This is a genomic window from Pseudoprimorskyibacter insulae, from assembly GCF_900302505.1.
GTDB lineage: Bacteria > Pseudomonadota > Alphaproteobacteria > Rhodobacterales > Rhodobacteraceae > Pseudoprimorskyibacter > Pseudoprimorskyibacter insulae.
In genome coordinates, this window is record NZ_OMOJ01000016.1 from 1 (window position 1) to 17,571 (window position 17,571).

15 protein-coding genes and 1 pseudogene are annotated in these 17,571 nt (G+C 60.3%); 4 read left to right on the plus strand and 12 right to left on the minus strand.

Features of this window, described 5'->3' with window-relative positions; genetic code table 11:
- The 10 genes and pseudogenes from PRI8871_RS18330 to PRI8871_RS18375 form a co-directional block, all read right to left on the minus strand.
- Window positions 1-256, minus strand: a pseudogene (locus PRI8871_RS18330) (aldehyde dehydrogenase (NADP(+))); the annotation flags it as partial.
- A complete protein-coding gene (locus PRI8871_RS18335; RefSeq protein WP_245897964.1) occupies window positions 249-1,058 on the minus strand; it encodes an NAD-dependent epimerase/dehydratase family protein in 810 nt (269 codons plus the stop codon). The pseudogene PRI8871_RS18330 and the gene PRI8871_RS18335, both read right to left, overlap by 8 nt.
- A 15-nt stretch (window positions 1,059-1,073) precedes the next feature.
- Complete coding sequence (locus PRI8871_RS18340; RefSeq protein WP_181389530.1) at window positions 1,074-2,471, minus strand: pectinesterase family protein; 1,398 nt, start codon at window positions 2,469-2,471, stop codon at window positions 1,074-1,076.
- Window positions 2,472-2,517: 46 nt separating this feature from the next.
- Entirely contained in the window at window positions 2,518-3,591 is a 1,074-nt protein-coding gene (locus PRI8871_RS18345) for a glycoside hydrolase family 88/105 protein (protein ID WP_108887655.1), read from the minus strand.
- The gene (gene pglA, locus PRI8871_RS18350) at window positions 3,591-5,096 is read right to left on the minus strand and encodes a polygalacturonase PglA (protein ID WP_181389531.1); all 1,506 of its coding nucleotides are present in this window, start codon (window positions 5,094-5,096) and stop codon (window positions 3,591-3,593) included. Before pglA ends, PRI8871_RS18345 begins: the two co-directional genes overlap by 1 nt.
- A 57-nt stretch (window positions 5,097-5,153) precedes the next feature.
- A complete protein-coding gene (locus PRI8871_RS18355) occupies window positions 5,154-6,413 on the minus strand; it encodes an ABC transporter substrate-binding protein (protein ID WP_108887657.1) in 1,260 nt (419 codons plus the stop codon).
- 33 nt (window positions 6,414-6,446) lie between these two features.
- Window positions 6,447-7,565, minus strand: a complete 1,119-nt coding sequence (locus PRI8871_RS18360; RefSeq protein WP_108887658.1) for an ABC transporter ATP-binding protein — start codon at window positions 7,563-7,565, stop codon at window positions 6,447-6,449.
- Window positions 7,565-8,479 (minus strand): carbohydrate ABC transporter permease, encoded by a 915-nt coding sequence (locus PRI8871_RS18365; RefSeq protein WP_181389532.1) that lies wholly within the window; start codon window positions 8,477-8,479, stop codon window positions 7,565-7,567. Before PRI8871_RS18365 ends, PRI8871_RS18360 begins: the two co-directional genes overlap by 1 nt.
- A gap of 3 nt (window positions 8,480-8,482) precedes the next feature.
- Window positions 8,483-9,367: a carbohydrate ABC transporter permease gene (locus PRI8871_RS18370; protein WP_108887659.1), complete on the minus strand. Its 885-nt coding sequence runs from the start codon at window positions 9,365-9,367 to the stop codon at window positions 8,483-8,485.
- Window positions 9,367-10,764 carry a family 4 glycosyl hydrolase gene (locus PRI8871_RS18375; protein WP_108887660.1) on the minus strand — a complete coding sequence of 466 codons (1,398 nt, stop codon included), beginning with the start codon at window positions 10,762-10,764 and terminating at the stop codon, window positions 9,367-9,369. Before PRI8871_RS18375 ends, PRI8871_RS18370 begins: the two co-directional genes overlap by 1 nt.
- Before the next feature lie 351 nt (window positions 10,765-11,115).
- On the opposite strand from PRI8871_RS18375, the gene PRI8871_RS20165 reads away from it, so the two are divergent.
- On the plus strand, window positions 11,116-12,126 hold the full coding sequence (locus PRI8871_RS20165; protein WP_108887661.1) for an NADP-dependent oxidoreductase: 1,011 nt from the start codon (window positions 11,116-11,118) through the stop codon (window positions 12,124-12,126).
- Here the strand turns inward: PRI8871_RS20165 and PRI8871_RS18385 are convergent.
- Both PRI8871_RS18385 and aroQ read right to left on the minus strand, forming a co-directional pair.
- Window positions 12,123-12,965: a shikimate dehydrogenase family protein gene (locus PRI8871_RS18385; RefSeq protein WP_245897967.1), complete on the minus strand. Its 843-nt coding sequence runs from the start codon at window positions 12,963-12,965 to the stop codon at window positions 12,123-12,125. The two genes, PRI8871_RS20165 and PRI8871_RS18385, sit on opposite strands and share 4 nt — an antisense overlap.
- Window positions 12,962-13,402 (minus strand): type II 3-dehydroquinate dehydratase, encoded by a 441-nt coding sequence (gene aroQ / locus PRI8871_RS18390; RefSeq protein WP_108887662.1) that lies wholly within the window; start codon window positions 13,400-13,402, stop codon window positions 12,962-12,964. The genes PRI8871_RS18385 and aroQ overlap by 4 nt, the downstream gene beginning before the upstream one ends.
- A gap of 252 nt (window positions 13,403-13,654) precedes the next feature.
- On the opposite strand from aroQ, the gene PRI8871_RS18395 reads away from it, so the two are divergent.
- From PRI8871_RS18395 to PRI8871_RS18405, 3 genes are all read left to right on the plus strand, one after another.
- The gene (locus tag PRI8871_RS18395) at window positions 13,655-14,986 is read left to right on the plus strand and encodes an NAD(P)-dependent oxidoreductase (protein ID WP_108887663.1); all 1,332 of its coding nucleotides are present in this window, start codon (window positions 13,655-13,657) and stop codon (window positions 14,984-14,986) included.
- 25 nt (window positions 14,987-15,011) lie between these two features.
- Window positions 15,012-16,316 (plus strand): NAD-dependent dihydropyrimidine dehydrogenase subunit PreA, encoded by a 1,305-nt coding sequence (gene preA / locus PRI8871_RS18400; protein ID WP_108887664.1) that lies wholly within the window; start codon window positions 15,012-15,014, stop codon window positions 16,314-16,316.
- Window positions 16,317-16,449: 133 nt separating this feature from the next.
- Entirely contained in the window at window positions 16,450-17,571 is a 1,122-nt protein-coding gene (locus PRI8871_RS18405; protein WP_108887665.1) for a serine/threonine protein kinase, read from the plus strand.

Here is a 17,571-nt window from a genome sequence, read left to right on the forward strand (position 1 = left end):
GGGTGATGGCATCGCCGCGCGCCTCAATCTCATCGGCGATGGCGTTCAAAAACGCCGCCCGTTCCGCACGCGTGCTGTAGCCGTAGGACCAAAACGCCTCCTCGGCCGCCTCACAGGCGCGGTTGACCAGATCGGTCGTGCCAACGCTAAACGCATGCGCCGGACCATGCGCCGGCTCCGAAGTGAACTTGGCCTCACCGCCAACCCACTCCCCAGCAATCAGGTGGTTGCCGTGTGGCGTGAAAGGATCAGTCATGATTGCCCTCTTTCAGAATTGGAATATCGGTAAACTTGCCGCCCTGGAACAGGTGCAACGGATCGTTTGGATCTGGGTTCGGAACGGCCTGCAACACCTCTGCCAAATATGCCTCAGCATTGTCCTGTGGCTGCCAGCCCAGGTAGTTGGACTTCGAATTGTCCCAGAACGACCGATCATTCGCCGAGGCCCCATATACAATTGGGCAGCCCAGAACCGGCACAGTAAAGGCCGCGCGGGCAAAGGCGACGAAATCTCGATACGACAACCAAGTGGACAACATCCGGTGATCCACAGGCTTGTCGAAACAGGACCCGATCCGCAGGATTGCCGTCTGTTGTCCAAACTTTTCAAAATAGAACCGCGCCAACGCTTCACCGAAGACTTTGGACACACCGTAAAGACTGTCTGGACGGGGCAGCGCCGTGTTGTCGAGCACTTCGGCCTGCGGATGGTAACCGACCACATGATTGGACGATGCGAACAGGATACGCGGCATACCATTGGCTCGCGCAGCCTCATAAATGTTGTACAATCCCAGAATGTTGGCCTGCATGATCGGATGGAACGGCCCTTCGACCGAATAGCCGCCAAGATGGATGATCGCATCGCACCCATCGACCGCCCTCAGAACGTCATCGGCACTATCAAGGCTGGCCTTACGACTTTCCTCATGCGGCATCAGATCCGTTATGTCGCGCCGGCCAGACACAACAACGGTTTCCGCAAGAGCCGCCAAAAGAGGCCGGATCGCGGTGCCCATGCTGCCTGTCGCGCCGGTCAAAAGCAGTTTCTTTATCAAAACATGCCCTTTCATTTACGTATTATTCAACATTGGTGTTGGATTGTATTCGCCCAGCCAAATGTCATCGTCTGGGCATTCGGACAGGCCAAGCGCTTCGGTCCCGGCCCAGGGGCTCAGAAAACGCGCCATGTCCTTCGGTCCGGTTTGCACAGGTCGGTAACGTGGCTGCCATTCTCCCGGCAACAACTGCCCATCTGGTCCATATCCGGGACCGGACCAATCATCCCAAGGGGCCGCTATATTCACATGATCGCCCACGCGGCAATTAAGGAAAACGCACTTGCCGACCGATTGCAGGCTGGCCGGTGCAATCGACCCAAGCGGCGGATCGTACCTGCTCTCACTGCAAAGTGTGACGGCGTATCCGCGCACCGGGGCGATCCCATAGGGACTGGCACGAACCGCTTCAAACCATTGACGCCCAAGGTTAAAAACTCCGCGTCTGGCCAGATCGCTACTGTCGTGTGTCAAGTCACACCGATCAAATACAAATCCGAAAGATGTGCGCAAGTTGGTCGACGGCGCGGTCAGCCAACAATGCGCCCCCCGCGCACCGATTGCGCGAATGGTAGACGTTTCGAAATAGGCGGTGGATTGGCCGAAAATGAAATCCACGTCGCCTTCGATATCGCAATCGAACAAGTAACTGCGAACAGTGCTGAATTTGTCAGGGGCCTGAAGGTAGAGCGTGTCTTGGAAGCTTTTCAAATGGACCGCGCCAAGGATCACCTTGTCGGCCCCGGCGCTAAGAAACGCAACGGCTTGATGCTGACCTTTCGCAAACTGGCCCGCGTGGTTCTTTTCAAGACCGGCAGGGGTCGCGGCATTGCGGTCCGCGTTGTAGCGGTTGTGAATGGTCAAATTATAGATCTGTGTACCATCCGCCTCGATCCGCAGGACAGAGGCATTTGCGGTGCTCAGCGTCGTTCTGGCAGCGATGCGCTGAAATATTTCCTTTACCGCAGCATCGGATTGCCCAAATTGGCGTTCAAAGCGATTTGCGTACTCATCCCCCGGCATTTCCGCATCGATATTGGCATGCAAAACTGTGTCTTGCGGGGCTTCCCCCAGACCAAAAATCGTAAAACGCACCCGAGAGAAGGCCAATTTTGGAAGATAGACCAGACCTTCGTGCAGGCCGGGCGCAACCGCGATGAACATACGGTCATTACTTTCGGTCTTTCGGGCCATACCCAAGCAATGATCGACCGCTTGCTGAACCGTCGCGAACACATTGGCATGCCCCGCGCGGCTAGAGTCGACCAGCGCGTCATACTGCGCATCTCGGCACGGCATGTCGCGGGTGGGATGCCACGGATCAAGCCGCTCAGCCCCGGCGGGACCCACGCGCGACAGAACGCTGGCGCGATCGAACCGCGCCGCCTGCGCCTCGGTCAACAATGGGCGCACCCCACTGTGTCGCAATGCCCAACAATTGCGCCCCGATCCCATAGGCTTAGCCCCGCGCCTGATGCATCAAGTGGGCCGCATAGGCCATCATCAATGGGCCAACACCTTTTGCATCGTCGCAGACGCGCGCCTCTGATAGGTAGTATTCGGCGCTGCCATCTCGGAACCGGCCTTCGTACCAGCCCAGGCCTGCGACCTCGCACATTTCGACCATCGACAGATTGTCATTGGCCCCTTTACGCATGGCGCAGCTGGCAAGATCCGCCATCAGTGTGGACACGTCGCCAGCGTAAAGGCCCAGATCGGCGCCGCGAATTAAGCCGTAAACAAACATCGCCGAGGCGGATGTTTCCAAATAATTGCCCTCCAGATCCGGGCGGTCGAGCACTTGTAGCCAGATCCCTTCGGGACGGCGGAACCCTGCAACATCGCGCAACAGGTTTTCCGTGCGGGCGCGCAGAGGCGCGAATTTTTCGGGGCCTGCGATCTCGGCCAAATCCACAAGCGCCATTACCAGCCAACCGAGCGACCGCGACCAATGGGCGTGGGATTTGCCGTCAACCGGGTTGCACCACGGCTGCATCTTCGCCTCATCAATGGCGTGGGCGTAAAGGCCGGTTTCCGGCGTCGCCAGCATCTGCATCGCCGTGTCGACCTGCGCGATAGCGTCATCGACAAGCGTATCGTCGGCAGTCTGAACGCCATACGCGGCCAGAAAGGTCGGGCCCATGTACAGCCCATCGAGCCACACCTGCCACGGATAGCGCAGTTTGTGCCAAAACACGCCGGATTTGGTACGGGGGTGGGTCGCCAACTGCCGCGTCAACAGCCCGCAGGCCGCCATATAACGCGCGTCGCCCGTTTGCTGCGACAGATACAGCGCGGCGCGGCCCGGTTGGATATTATCGATGTTGTAATCAGACGGGTTATAGCCGGTCAGACCGTCCGCCTCAATCTGGGCGTTGATGCGCGGCACCATCAGGTCCAGCCACTTTTGATCGCCGGTGGCGCGGTGCAGCAGGGCAAGGCCGGTGTAAATGCAGCCATCCTCATAGCACCAGTTGCCGCCCTTATAGGGTTCATGCGCCTCGACAAAATCGGTGAAATATTGGGTCAGCATCAACGTGCCTCCTGCGGGCTGGGCAACAGATCGACGGTTCCGTCGACCTGTGCAAATTCGGTCCAAAGGGGAATGTGCCGAACGGCATCAAGATGCGCGGCCATCAGGGGAACAGCGGGCTGCGCGTTCGGGTCGAAACTGACCCGGAAATTGCGGATGGTCACGCCGGTGATCGGCGCTTCGGGCAGGCCAAGCAGGGCCACGCCCGCGATCTGAACATCGGTGGCCAACACATCGGTAAGCGAGATGTCAAACACCTGCGGCGTGGTGTGATCGACCGGCGCGGGGTCGCGCGATTGCACGGCCTCACTGCGGCCATCCGGGTCGCAAAAGTAAAACGCGTTGATCGCCAGCGGCGTGCCGACCCCGGTCATCACCACATCGGATAGGCGCACATGGGCGACCTTGCCGCCGCGGCCACGGCGGGTCTTGATCCGCAAGCCGCGATCGGTTCCAACAAATTCGCAAGCGGCCACATCCACATCGGTGATATCGCCGCTCATCTCAGAGCCGAGAACCACCGCGCCATGCCCGCGCGCCATCAGGCAGTGATGCACCATCAGGCCGCGCGTCGGCAAAATGTGATCCACCTGCCCCGGCCCGCGCTTGCCCGCCTTGACGGCGATACAGTCGTCGCCGACCGAAAACCGAATGCCAAGCAGGCGCACATCGGTGCAGCTTTCCGGGTTCAGACCGTCAGTATTGGGGCTATCGGGCGGATTTTCGATGTTCAGACCGGTGCAGGTCAAACCGTCAATCCGGTAGGGATGCAGCGTCCAACTGGGGGAATTGCATAGGGTAAAGCCGCTAAGCTGCACGTTCCGGCCATGGGCCAGAAACAGCGCGCGGGGGCGGCGCGCGCCATCGCGGGTTTCCTTGGGCCAGCTCCACCAATCGCCGCGATCGCCGCCCGCATCGATGCGTCCGGCCCCGGTGATCGTCAGGTTATCGCAGTCAATCGCGGTGACAGGCGCGGCAAAGGCAGCCTCCGGCAGCCCCTCCCAAGTGCCAACAACGCGGCTCGCATCGTCATGCGGCGGCAGGATGGGCCAGTTCTGGCGGTCGTGATCGGCGTAAAGCTCGGCCCCTTTGGGCAGATACAGCGTCATCCGTGCTTTCAGGTGGATCGGCCGAATGCAATAACGGCCCGGCGGCACCATCAACGTGCCCCCTTCGGGCACGGCCGCGATGGCACGGGCAAAAGCGGCGGAATTGTCGGCGGCCTCAACCGATGCGCCATGCGCGGTCACATCGACCAAACCCGCGCAAGGCGCGGTTTCAAAGGCCAATTCCGCCCCGCAGGCGCGAAACACGTAGCCCGTCGCGGGGGTCAGCCCCTCAAGAAAGACCGGCGCGACCGTGGTCACACCATCGGCAATCAAATCGCTGCCGCAAAACACCTGCCACGCCAACGGGGCGGCCAATGTAAAACGGGTGCCGTCTGGCGTGCAAAGAAGGGTCGCGGTCCGGTTGGACACGGCGGCAAGGGTCAAAGCGCTGGTCATGGGGACTTCCGTTAAGATGCCGGAGCCCATAGCGGGCTCCGGCGGGGTGCACTTGGCTTACTTGATGTCGTCCAGGGCTTCTTGGATGCCGTAGAAGATATCCGACGCGGCGGTTTCTGCGTCGATCTCGCCATAGGCGAACAGCTCCAGGTTATCCTGCATGGCCGAACGGACGTCCGGGTGCTCCATGAACGGGTGGATCGCCGGGCCGGTTGCGTCCAGAACCAGTTTCTGCGCGTTCACCTGTTCCGGCTTCAACGCGCCCGATTCCAGAAGCGCCGCACGTGCGGTGTTCGACGACGGAACGCCGCGGGCCGAGCCCATTGCAGCAACGCCTTCGGCTTCGTTCAGCAAGCAGTTCAGGATTTGAGCCGCAGCCTCTTTGTTGGCGCTGTTGGCCGAGATCGAAAAGACCATGGAGGCCTTACGATAGATGCCTGCGGTTTTCTGACCGTCCTGCGACAGCAGGCCGACATAGCTCAGTTCCTGACCTTCGGCCAGCGGGTCCGAGATTTTGAAATAGGTGGTATCCCACTGATAGGTCCCGCCAATTTCGCCCGAAGCCCACTTGGGGTTTTCGTGCAGGGCAACGTTGCCCGCCGCTGCCACGTCCTTCCACGACGGGATAACATGGTTGTCGACCAGCGTCTGATAGTAGTTGATGGCGTCAACCATATCAGCCTCAGACCATGCGATTTTGTTGGTCGCCGGGTCGATCAGCGGCATGCCGGTTTTCTGGGTGCCATAGAGCGTGATCAGCAGCGACGCATCCAGACCGATGCCTTCGAACGGATAGTAGGCATCGCCCAGCTTTTCCTTGAAGACCGGGCCAGCGGCCATCAGTTCGTCCCAGGTCGAGGGCAGCGCCAGACCGGTCTTGTCCCATGTGGTTTTGTTGAACACGAACAGACGGCCCGTGGTGGACACCGGCAGACCGTTCAGCTTGCCCTGTATCGAGCCTGCTTCGATCTGGTCAGCCGACCATTGAGTCAGGTCGATTTGGCCCGACAGAGTGTTCAGATCGGCAAAGCCGTTGCCATCCGCCGAGAAGATCGGCAGCCACGGCCAGTTGATCTGCATGATGTCGGCTTCGGTCTTGCCCGCAATCTGCGTGGCGACCTTTTCAAAGTGGCCGCCCCAACCGGTGAATTCCGGCTTGATAACGTGGCCGTGCTTTTCACCGCAAACCTTCAGGCCTTCTTGGGTGGCAAGGTGTCGGCTATCCCCGCCCCACCAACTCATGCGGAGTTCGACGGCCTGCGCGGTGCTGGTCAGTGCCGAGGCAGCAAGCAGTGCTGCGATAAACGTCTTCTTCATTTTGGATCCTCCCTGATCAAGACGTAGTTTTATTCACGAAAGCGAAATGTTCGCGCCGCTGGCGGCGTCGAAAATGTGGATGCGGCGGCCATCGGGGCGCAGCCCGACCTTGTCGCCACGCTTCAGGTTGTTGTCGAAATCCTCGCTGGGAACGACGGCCACAAAGGCGGCGCCATCGACATCGGCGTGTAGGTTCACCTCATGCCCCATGAATTCGAGGTTGGTGATCGTGCCGTTGAACGCGCCATCCGTCCCGGCAGGCACCACGGACAGGTGCTGTGGACGGATGCCCAGCGTGACCTTGCCGTCTTCTGCCTTCAGCCGGTCTGCCAGACCATCGCCCACGGTGATCTGCTGGCTGCCCGCAGACAGAACCGGCAGGCCGCCATTGCGCGACAGCGCGCAAGGCACAAGGTTCATTTCCGGCATCCCGATGAACCCGGCCACGAAGTCATTCGCGGGGCGTTCATAGAGCGTGGCCGGATCATCGACCTGCATGATATGGCCGTCTTTCATGACGCAGATCCGGTCGCCCATGGTCATCGCTTCGACCTGATCGTGGGTCACATAGACCACCGTCGCGGGGCGGCCTTCGTTGCGCAGACGCTTGTGCAGATCTGTGATCCGAACCCGCATCGAAGCGCGCAGCTTGGCATCAAGGTTCGACAGCGGTTCATCGAACAGGAACACCTCGGGATGCTTGATCAACGCGCGGCCCAAGGCCACCCGCTGCGCCTGTCCGCCCGAAAGCTGTTTCGGCAAACGCTCCAGCAATTGTTCGATTTCCAGAATGCTGGAAACCTCTTGTGTCGCCTCTTCGATCTTGTCCTTCGGAATGCGCTTTAGCTTGAGGCCAAAGCTCAGGTTCCGGCGCACTTTCATATGCGGGTAAAGGGCGTAGTTCTGGAACACCATCGCGATGCCGCGCTTGCCCGGTACCAGATCGTTGACCACCTGATCGCCTATGCGGATTTCGCCGCCGGTGATCGTCTCTAGCCCTGCGATCATGCGGAGCGTGGTGGATTTGGCGCAGCCCGAAGGCCCCACCAAGACCATGAATTCGCCTTCCTTCACATCAAGGTTGATGCCGTGTACGGCCTTGAATCCATTGCCATAGGTCTTTTCGACCGAACGGAGTTGCAACTGAGCCATTAGCCTTTGACTCCCCCTGCTGAGATGCCTTCGATGAAGTATTTCTGTGCCAAGAAGAACACGGTGAGAGAGGGCGCCAGCGCGAGGACAGACATCGCTAGGATCTGGTTCCAGGCAAACGCCTCTGTAGTGTCGATGGAGAGTTTGAGCGCAAGGCTCACAGGATATTTCTCAACCGACGAAACGTAGATGAGTGGTCCGAGGAAGTCGTTCATCGTCCACATGAACTGAAACAGGCAGACCGAGATCAGCGCCGGGGTCAGCATGGGCACGACGATGTACACCAATGTCTGCAAGGTGGTCGCTCCGTCCACACGTGCGGCTTCTTCCATATCGCGGGGAATGGCCCGCAGGAATTGCACGATCATGAAGACAAAGAACGCATCCCCCGCCATAGCCGACGGCACCCACAGCGGCAGGAAGCTGTCCAGCCAGCCGATGTCACGGAACAGCAGGTACTGCGGAATACGGGTTACCACGTTCGGCAACAGCAAAGTCGCAATCACCGACGCAAAGAGGAACTTCTTGAACGGAAATTCAAACCGCGCAAAGCCGTAAGCCACCAGCGTGCAGGAAATCGCCGTGCCGATCACCTTGGGTATGATGATCCAAAGCGAGTTCAGGAAGAACTTGCCAAAGGTATACGGCGTCGAGGTCTTCCAGCCGTCGATATAGCCTTGAACGGTCGGCTCATTCGGCCAGAACGACGGCGATGTGAACATCTCGGCGTTGGTCTTGAAGGACGCACCGATCAGCCAGATCAGAGGATAGACCATCAGCAGGCCAATCAACGTCAAAAGACCGTAGCGGATGGTGGCGCTGACCCGCGCTTTGCGGCGCAATTTCAGCTCGATCTGGGTGGGGGGACGGCGATCGCCGCGCCCCTTGGGGGAAATGTCGGATAGCATTGCCATGGTTCAGCTCCGCTTGTCGCCTGCGTAGTAGACCCATTTTTTCGACGACCAGAATGCGATCAGCGTCAGCACCATGATGATGACAAAGAGCACCCATGCGATGGCCGAGGCATATCCCATGTCAAAGCTCTTGAAGGCTTTGTCGTAGATATAAAGGGGCAACAGGTAGGTGGATTTAAGAGGCCCGCCCTGCGTGATGATGTAGGGGCCGTTGAATTCCTGAAACGCTTGCACGGTCTGCATGATCAGGTTGAAGAAGATGACCGGCGTGATCAGCGGCAGCGTGATGTTGCGGAAGATCTGCCAAGGCCCTGCCCCGTCGATCGACGCTGCCTCATACAGCGACTTATCCACAGATTGCAGCGCCGCAAGGAAGATCACCATGGCCGAGCCAAACTGCCAGCAGCGCAGCAGCGTGATCGTGAACAGCGCATTGGTCGGATCACCGAACCAGTTGATCGGCTCGCCGCCAAGCGACACGATCAGCATGTTCACAAGCCCGGTATCGGCAAAGATATAGCGCCACAGCACCGCAATCGCGATAGACCCGCCAAGGATCGACGGCACATAGTAGGCCGTGCGGAACAGGTTGATCGCCTTCAGGCGGTAGTTCAGCACCACCGCGATAAACAGTGCAAACGTCAGCTTGAGCGGAACCGTCGTGAACACGTAAATCAGTGTCACTTTCAACGACTTATCGAAGGTCCGGTCGCGGCTGAACAGCTTTTCGTAGTTCTTGGTGCCGACCCATTCGGGCTTCGACAACAGGTCATAGTCGGTAAAACTCAGGTAGAATGACGCGACAAAGGGAAAGGCGGTGAACAGCAGCAACCCTATGACATAGGGGGCGACGTACCACAGCCCGGCGTATTTGCTTTCGCCTCCCATCAGGCAATCTCCTTTACTAAGGCGTCGGGCAAGCGACTTGCGGTCGCCTGGATCATTTCGGCAAACATCTGACGCGCTCGGTTGCCGCTGAGGGGGGCAACCAACGGGTCAGTACGGAACAGGTCGAACAGCACATCGTACTGTTGCGCGATGACAGCATTCAGCAACGCGGACTGGCGCAGGGCATGGCCGCGCACATGGTCGGCCAACGGCTCGGGCAAGGATCCGGCCATCAGCGGCGTGACCCCAAGCCCCGAGAACATCGCATTGCTTTCGACGATTGCGCCTTGGGGAAGGTTTGAAATCTGGCCACGGTTGGGCAGGTTGACGTTGGACACATGCGCAGCCCCGCCCATCAGGGCGATGATCTGGTCCACCAACGCCTCGTCGCTGCGTTTCGGCGCGACCGCGGCCTCACCGGCCAAAAGCGCGGCCCGGCGGGCCCGCTTGGCCTTATTGTCGCGAATACGGAATTCGACCGGGGTCAGACCGAAGTCCCAATTGGCGGGGGCCTCAAGGTATTCAGCGGCGGGTAAAAACTCCACTAGGTGGCGATCCCCGGCGGCGGCGGCGATGCCAAACCGGCGCGTCAGGTCAAACTTCACGCGGCTGCGGTCTTCGAAATAGCGGGCGAATTCATCGTCAGGGTCCGGCACTTTGGCGGTCCAGCCAGCCTCGGCGAATTCGGCGGCAAAGGCGCGGTAGGCGGGCATCATGTCTTGCCCGTTCAGCGCGATCTTGTCGACAAAGGTGAAGTGATTGACGCCAAGCACGTTCACTTCGACATCGCGGTGCGTCCACCGTTCCCCGCCCTCGGCGCGATTGGCCAACCACGCCACCTGCTTGCGCAGCTTAGTAACCTCGTGGCATTCGCCCCAGCACCGAATGCCCGGATGGGCGGCGTATAGGGCACCGGTCAAAACGCTCATGGGATTGGTCAGATTGCAGACATAGGCATCTGGCGCATGTTCGGCGATGGCCGCGCCGATCTGGTGCAGCATCGGGATAGACCGCAGCGCCCGCACAAAGCCGCCCGGCCCAACCGTATCGCCCACCGCCTGCGGAATGCCGTAGCGTTCGGGGATCAAGATATCTTGCGCCATATCGTCAAAGGATCCGGGCAGGATCGAAACGACAACGATATCGGCATCGCGCAGGGCATCCCCAATGGTATCGCAGACCGAATACCGTGCAGGCGTGCCGCGTGACACTTCGGCAAACCGGGCACCCAAAGCCGCGTTCTGGCGGGCCGCGTCAACGTCCAGATCATACAGGCGCACATCCGCCGACAGGATTGTGTCTTGCGCCAGATCGGCCATCAGGCCCAGCGCCCAGTTCAAAGATCCACCGCCGATATAGGCGATACGCACGTCGATTGGTCCGGTGTCCGGCTGCATTTCCACTCCCTACCGGCGGGACGCTTACGCGCTGCCGGCCCCAAATAACTTGTAGGATTAGTTGTATGATAAGTTTTGCGAACTAGGCAAGATGTTTATGAGAAAGATGGGTATCCGGCGCAACTTTCCTTCAAACCCATAGAAAAATAAGGAATTTTTCGAAACACATCAGTCAACCCATCACAACCTAACAGGCATTATGCCTGCATATGTGCGCAATCTTTGCCAACTTATCACACAATTATTCGAATCCCAGACAGACAGATTCTTTCGTGGTGCGGGGCAGAAACCCACTTGCTTTCCGCGCTGGCAATTGCACCTTTACCGCAAACAAATCCGGGAGGAGACAGGATGAACCGTCAATGGGTGCTGGACAGCTATCCGCAGGGGGCCGCGACCGAAGAGACCTGGCGCATGATCGAAACCGACATGCCGCAGCCCGGGCCGGGGCAGATCGTGGTCCGCACCAAATGGCTGTCGCTTGATCCCTATCAGCGTGGCCGGATCAACCCCGCCGCCAATTACACGGCGGGCGTCGCCCCCGGCGGCGTGATGCACGGCGGCGGCGTGGGCGAGGTTGTGACCTCGAACCACCCCAACTGGGCGGTCGGCGATCTGGCCGAGTCCATGGCCGTTGGCTGGCAGGAATTCAGCGTGTTGACCCCGGATGTGCCCGGCGCAGGCGCAACCAATCGCGTGCCAGAGGGCATCCCGCCGCAGGCCTGCCTGTCATGGATGGGCATGCCCGGCCTGACGGCCTTTGTTGGCCTGACGGAAATGGGCCGCCCTCTGCCCGGCGAAACGGTGGTTGTGTCGGCCGCTGGCGGCGCGGTGGGTCAGTTGGTGGGCCAAATCGCCAAGCTGATGGGCGCGCGGGTCGTCGGAATTGCGGGCGATGACGCGAAACTGGCGCATTGCCGCAACATCGGCTTTGACGTCACGATCAACTATAAAACCTGTGGCGATCTGGATGCCGCCTTGAGCGAGGCCTGCCCCGAGGGCGTCGATGTGTTTTGGGACAACACGGGCGGGCCGATCCATGACGCGGTGCTGTCGCAACTGGCGTTCTTTGCGCGGGTCATCATCTGCGGCCGCATCGCCGTGGTGAACAAGGCCCCGCACGAAGACATCGGCATCCGCGCCAGTTCGCGCCTGATCGTCACCCGCGCCAGCACTCACGGGCTGATCGTATTTGACTGGTGGCACAAACGCGACATCGCCATGCGGTTCCTGCGCAAATGGTACGAGGCCGGGCACATCACCTTCCGCGAAGATGTCCTAGACGGGTTCGAAAGCGTGCCCAAAGCCTTTGTTCGCATGATGGCGGGCGAAAATCAGGGCAAGGCCCTGGTCCGGCTTTAATAGACGATCTTGGCCGTTCTGCGCAGCGCTTCGGCGGTCGTGCTGGGCAGGTCGAAGAACTCCAGATAGGCTGGGATCTGCTCAAACAACATGTCCGTGCCGACCTGCGTCATGCAGCCGTTGGCACGGGCCGCCGCCAGAAAGGGCGTGGCCTCGGCCTTCATCACCACCTCACCGACAAAGGTTTCCGGCGCGATGCGGCTGGTGTCGCAAGGCATCGGGTCGCCTTGGTTCATGCCCAAGGGCGTGGCGTTCACCACGATATCCCAACCCGCTGGATCATTGCTGCCAACTGAAACCTGAGTGTTCGGGAACGCATCGCGCAGCCGTTGGGCCAGCCCGCCTGCCCGGTCCGGATCGGTGTCATACACCCCAACCTTGGCGGCACCGGCATTGGCCAAGGATGCCGCAATCGCAGAGCCAACGCCGCCCGCGCCAATCACCAGCGCCGAAGCCCCGGCCACCGCGCGGCCTTTGCGCAGAACCCCGCGCACAAAACCTTCGCCGTCGAACATGTCACCGATCAAACGCCCATCGGCAGCGACCTTGACCGCATTACACGCCCCGCACACCCGAACCGTGGGCGAAACCTCATCCAGCATATCGACCACCGGCACCTTATGCGGCATCGTCACCAAGGCCCCGGCGATGTTGCCCAGCCGGAAAATGCTGCGCAACACATCACCAAACGCATCAGGCCCGCAGTCCATCGGCACCACGGCCACATCAATCCCCGCTTCTTCGAAGTAGGGATTGTAGATCATCGGCGCTTTGAACGAATGGGTCGGCGTGCCCAAATGGGCCAGAAACCGCGTGTGACCGGTGATCAACTGGGTCATGCGTCTTTGGTCAGGGTTAGGACGCGGCGCACGCCCATTTCATAGCCTTCAATGCCCAACCCGGCGATCACCCCATCGGCGCGCAGCGACACATAGGAATGATGACGGAAGCTTTCGCGCTTATGCACGTTCGAGATATGCACCTCGATGATCGGGCCTTCGAAAGTGTTCAAGGCATCCAGCACAGCAACCGACGTATGGGTCAGCGCCGCCGGGTTGATGACAATCCCGCAAGCCTTTTCCCGCGCCTCGTGAATCCAATCGACGATCTGACCTTCCCAGTTCGACTGCTTCAGCGTCAGGTCATAGCCGTCGGGCAGCAACGCCCGGCAATTCGCCTCAACATCGGCCAGCGTGTCGTAGCCGTAGATTTCCGGCTGACGTTTGCCCAGCAGGTTCAGGTTGGGGCCGTTCAGAATGTAAATGGTCTTGGTCATGGATGTCCGTCCGTGTCGCCTGCGCCGTGGCGATCTGATTTGGTATACCAAATATGTCTATCAGCTTGGCGCGTCGCCTCAAGAAATTTCGTCGCGATATTGCCCAATCGGTCAAAGATCGCGCCGCGAGATTGCGCAGAAATGCAGCATTCGCAAGGCCCAGGCATATTTTTGACCGTCTGGAAAAATTTACCAGTTGATTAAAATTCGGACCCGCTCATACTGATTCCAACGACGGACAGGAGCCCAGCCATGAGCCACAGCCCCCTGACACCCGGAATCGTTCCGGGTCGCTTGGATGCCGAAACCTACTCTGAGAATTTCTCGGATCTGCATCCGCCGCTTGATCGGCACGAGGCACGCGTTGCCGCCGATCGGTGCTATTTCTGCCATGATGCACCCTGTGTGACGGCCTGCCCCACCAGCATCGATATACCACTGTTCATCCGGCAAATCGCCACCGGCACGCCCGAGGCGGCGGCGCGCACGATCTTTACCCAGAATATCCTTGGCGGCATGTGCGCCCGTGTCTGCCCGACCGAAACACTCTGTGAAGAGGCCTGCGTGCGCGAAACCGCCGAAGGCAAGCCAGTCAAGATTGGCGAATTGCAGCGCTATGCGACCGACACATTGATGGCCACCGGCGACCACCCGTTTGAGCGGGACGACCCAACCGGCAAGACCATTGCCGTCGTGGGCGCTGGCCCCGCTGGTCTGGCCTGTGCGCACCGTCTGGCAATGTACGGGCACAAGGTCAGCGTCTATGACGCCCGGCCCAAGCCCGGCGGCCTGAACGAATACGGGATCGCATCGTATAAATCGACCGGCGGCTTTGCTGCGGCCGAGGTGGATTGGCTGCTGCAAATCGGTGGCATTACCATTGAAACCGGCAAGGCGCTTGGCAATGGCCTGTCCCTGCCCGACCTGAAGGCCAAGCATGACGCGGTGTTCCTTGGCATCGGTCTTGCAAGTGTAAATGCACTGGGGCTTGGCGATGAAGACATGACCGGCGTCCTCCCTGCCGTGGACTTTATTGCGAAGCTTCGTCAGACCAGCGACCTGGCCTCCCTCCCAATAGGTCGCGATGTGGTTGTCATCGGTGGCGGCATGACCGCCATCGATGCGGCCGTTCAAGCCAAACTTCTGGGCGCGCTGAACGTCACGCTGTTTTATCGCCGGGGGCGCGACCGCATGAACGCCAGCGTGTTTGAACAGGATCTGGCCGCAAGCCACGGCGTGCGCATCATCACCAACGCAACCCCCAAGGCCATCCATGGCAACGGCGCGGTGCGCGAGATTGAGTTCGACTATACCGACGATGCCCTGACCCCAACGGGCGAAACCCTGCGCCTTACGGCGGATCAGGTCTTTAGCGCCATCGGCCAAACCTTGCAGGGCGAAGATTTGCCCGCGCTGGATGGCGGCAAAATCTCGGTCGATGAAACGGGCCGCACCTCGGTTTCCGGCGTCTGGGCCGGGGGCGATTGCGCCAGCGGCGGCGATGATCTGACCGTAACGGCGGTGGCCGAAGGGCGCGACGCCGCCGAAGACATTCACGCAACCCTGATGGGGGCGGTGGGTTGAAAACCCACCCTACGGAGACATTCAAATGGCTGATCTAACGACCGATTTCGTAGGCATAAAATCCCCCAACCCGTTCTGGCTGGCCTCGGCCCCGCCGACGGACAAGGAATACAACGTTCGCCGCGCCTTTGAGGCCGGTTGGGGCGGCGTGGTCTGGAAAACACTGGGCGAGGCAGGCCCGCCCGTCGTCAACGTGAACGGCCCGCGCTATGGCGCGATCTGGGGCGCGGACCGCCGCCTTCTGGGCCTCAACAACATCGAACTGATCACCGACCGCCCGCTTGAGGTGAACCTGCGCGAAATCAAGTCGGTCAAACGCGACTACCCGGATCGGGCTGTGGTTGTCTCGCTCATGGTGCCGTGTGAGGAAGAGGCATGGAAAGCCATCCTTCCGCTGGTTGAAGAAACCGGCGCCGATGGGGTCGAGCTGAACTTCGGCTGCCCCCATGGCATGAGCGAGCGCGGCATGGGCAGCGCGGTGGGCCAAGTGCCGGAATACATTGAGATGGTCACGCGCTGGGTCAAACAGAACACCCGTATGCCCTGCATCGTCAAACTGACGCCCAATATCACCGACATCCGAAAACCCGCCGCTGCGGCGCATGCGGGCGGGGCCGATGCGGTGAGCCTGATCAACACGATCAACTCGATCACCTCGGTGAACCTTGACAGCTTTGCGCCCGAACCCACGATTGACGGCAAAGGCGCGCATGGCGGCTATTGCGGCCCGGCGGTGAAGCCGATCGCGCTGAACATGGTGGCCGAAATCGCCCGCACGCCAGAAATGGCGAACCTGCCGATCAGCGGTATCGGCGGCGTGACGACATGGCGCGATGCGGCGGAATTCATGGCACTGGGGGCTGGAAACGTGCAGGTCTGTACCGCAGCCATGACCTATGGATTCAAGATCGTTCAGGAAATGATCTCGGGCCTGTCGCAATACATGGATGAAAAGGGCATGACCTCGACATCCGAACTGGTGCGCCGCGCGGTGCCGAACCTCAGCGATTGGCAGAACCTGAACCTGAACTACATCGCCAAGGCCAAGATCGACGAAGATCTGTGTATCAAATGCGGTCGCTGCTATGCCGCATGCGAAGACACCAGCCACCAAGCGATTGCCATGTCTGATGACCGCGTGTTCAGCGTCAAGGATGAGGAATGCGTGGCCTGCAACCTGTGCGTCAACGTCTGCCCGGTTGAGAACTGCATCACGATGGAGGCCATGGCCCCCGGCAGCACCGATCCGCGCACGGGCAAGACGGTGCAAGCAACGCCTGCCGATTGGACGACACACCCCAACAACCCGGCCACGCGGGCCGCGGAATAGGATCCTCCCGGTCGGGGACCGCTCCTGTCCCTTTCGCGTCCCCGACCACCCGAAACTCCTTCGATAGGGGCGGCTTGATTTCTGGCCGCCCTTTCGTTTTCGTGCATCGGTCAACCCAGAGCAGGAGGAATGCATGGCCTGGAGCCCGGACAAAACCACCGTCAACAGCTGGAACGAATGGGATCCACTGCGCCATGTGATTGTCGGACGTGCCGATGATTGCCACATCCCGCCCGAAGAACCGGCACTGGATGCCAAAGTCCCCGAAGACAGCGACATGCGCGGCCAATGGGGCAAGCGCCCACAAGAAACCATCGACCGCGCCAATGAGCTGCTGGACAAATTCGCCGACCAGCTGCGCGCGCGTGGCGTCAAGGTGGACCGTCCCACTCCCATCGACCATTCCCTGCCGGTGACCACCCCGGATTTTCACACCGCCAGCCAGTTCGGCTGCATGCCCCCGCGCGATGTGTTGCTGACGGTCGGGTCTGAAATCCTAGAGGCGACGATGTCCTATCGCTGCCGCTGGTTCGAATACCTGAATTACCGCCCATTGATGCAGCAGTATTGGGAAGAAGACCCGAAATTCCGGCATGAGGCCGCGCCGAAACCCCGCCTGACCGATGCCGACTACCACCCGGACTATCTGTCCGAGAAGATCGGCGTGGAAAAGCGCCTGCAATGGGCCGCCGAAAAGTTCTTTGTCACGACCGAGGAAGAGCCGCTATTCGACGCCGCCGACGTGCTGCGCTTTGGCCGCGACCTTGTGGTGCAGCACGGATTCACGACCAACCTGAAGGGCATCGAATGGCTGCGCCGCCATTTCCCCGACCACCGGGTGCACACGGTCAATTTCCCCGGTGATCCCTACCCGATCCACATTGATGCGACTTTCACGCCGCTGCGTCCCGGCCTGATCCTGAACAACCCGCAGCGCCGCCTGCCCGACGACCAGCGCGAGATGTTCCACAAGAACGGCTGGGAAATTGTCGATTCCGCCCAGCCCGCGCACAACCAGCCGCCGCCGCTGTGCTATTCGTCGGTCTGGCTGTCGATGAACGTGCTGGTGCTGGACCCCAAAACCGTCTGCGTTGAAAAGTCCGAGGTGTATCAAGCCGACCAAATGGACAAGCTGGGTCTGGAGGTCGTCGAGGTGGACCTGCGCGACGCCTATGCCTTTGGCGGCGGGCTGCATTGCAGCACGGCGGATGTCTACCGCGAAGGCGGGTGCGAGGATTACTTCCCGAACCTGTGA

Excerpts from the sequence above, each read along its gene's own strand:
- PRI8871_RS18345 (WP_108887655.1), bottom strand. The coding sequence starts at position 3,591 with ATGCTGACCCAATATTTCACCGATTTTGTCGAGGCGCATGAACCCTAT.
- pglA (WP_181389531.1), bottom strand. The coding sequence starts at position 5,096 with ATGACCAGCGCTTTGACCCTTGCCGCCGTGTCCAACCGGACCGCGACC.
- PRI8871_RS18355 (WP_108887657.1), bottom strand. The coding sequence starts at position 6,413 with ATGAAGAAGACGTTTATCGCAGCACTGCTTGCTGCCTCGGCACTGACC.
- PRI8871_RS18360 (WP_108887658.1), bottom strand. The coding sequence starts at position 7,565 with ATGGCTCAGTTGCAACTCCGTTCGGTCGAAAAGACCTATGGCAATGGA.
- PRI8871_RS18365 (WP_181389532.1), bottom strand. The coding sequence starts at position 8,479 with ATGGCAATGCTATCCGACATTTCCCCCAAGGGGCGCGGCGATCGCCGT.
- PRI8871_RS18370 (WP_108887659.1), bottom strand. The coding sequence starts at position 9,367 with ATGGGAGGCGAAAGCAAATACGCCGGGCTGTGGTACGTCGCCCCCTAT.
- PRI8871_RS18375 (WP_108887660.1), bottom strand. The coding sequence starts at position 10,764 with ATGCAGCCGGACACCGGACCAATCGACGTGCGTATCGCCTATATCGGC.
- PRI8871_RS20165 (WP_108887661.1), top strand. The coding sequence starts at position 11,116 with ATGAACCGTCAATGGGTGCTGGACAGCTATCCGCAGGGGGCCGCGACC.
- PRI8871_RS18385 (WP_245897967.1), bottom strand. The coding sequence starts at position 12,965 with ATGACCCAGTTGATCACCGGTCACACGCGGTTTCTGGCCCATTTGGGC.
- aroQ (WP_108887662.1), bottom strand. The coding sequence starts at position 13,402 with ATGACCAAGACCATTTACATTCTGAACGGCCCCAACCTGAACCTGCTG.
- PRI8871_RS18395 (WP_108887663.1), top strand. The coding sequence starts at position 13,655 with ATGAGCCACAGCCCCCTGACACCCGGAATCGTTCCGGGTCGCTTGGAT.
- preA (WP_108887664.1), top strand. The coding sequence starts at position 15,012 with ATGGCTGATCTAACGACCGATTTCGTAGGCATAAAATCCCCCAACCCG.
- PRI8871_RS18405 (WP_108887665.1), top strand. The coding sequence starts at position 16,450 with ATGGCCTGGAGCCCGGACAAAACCACCGTCAACAGCTGGAACGAATGG.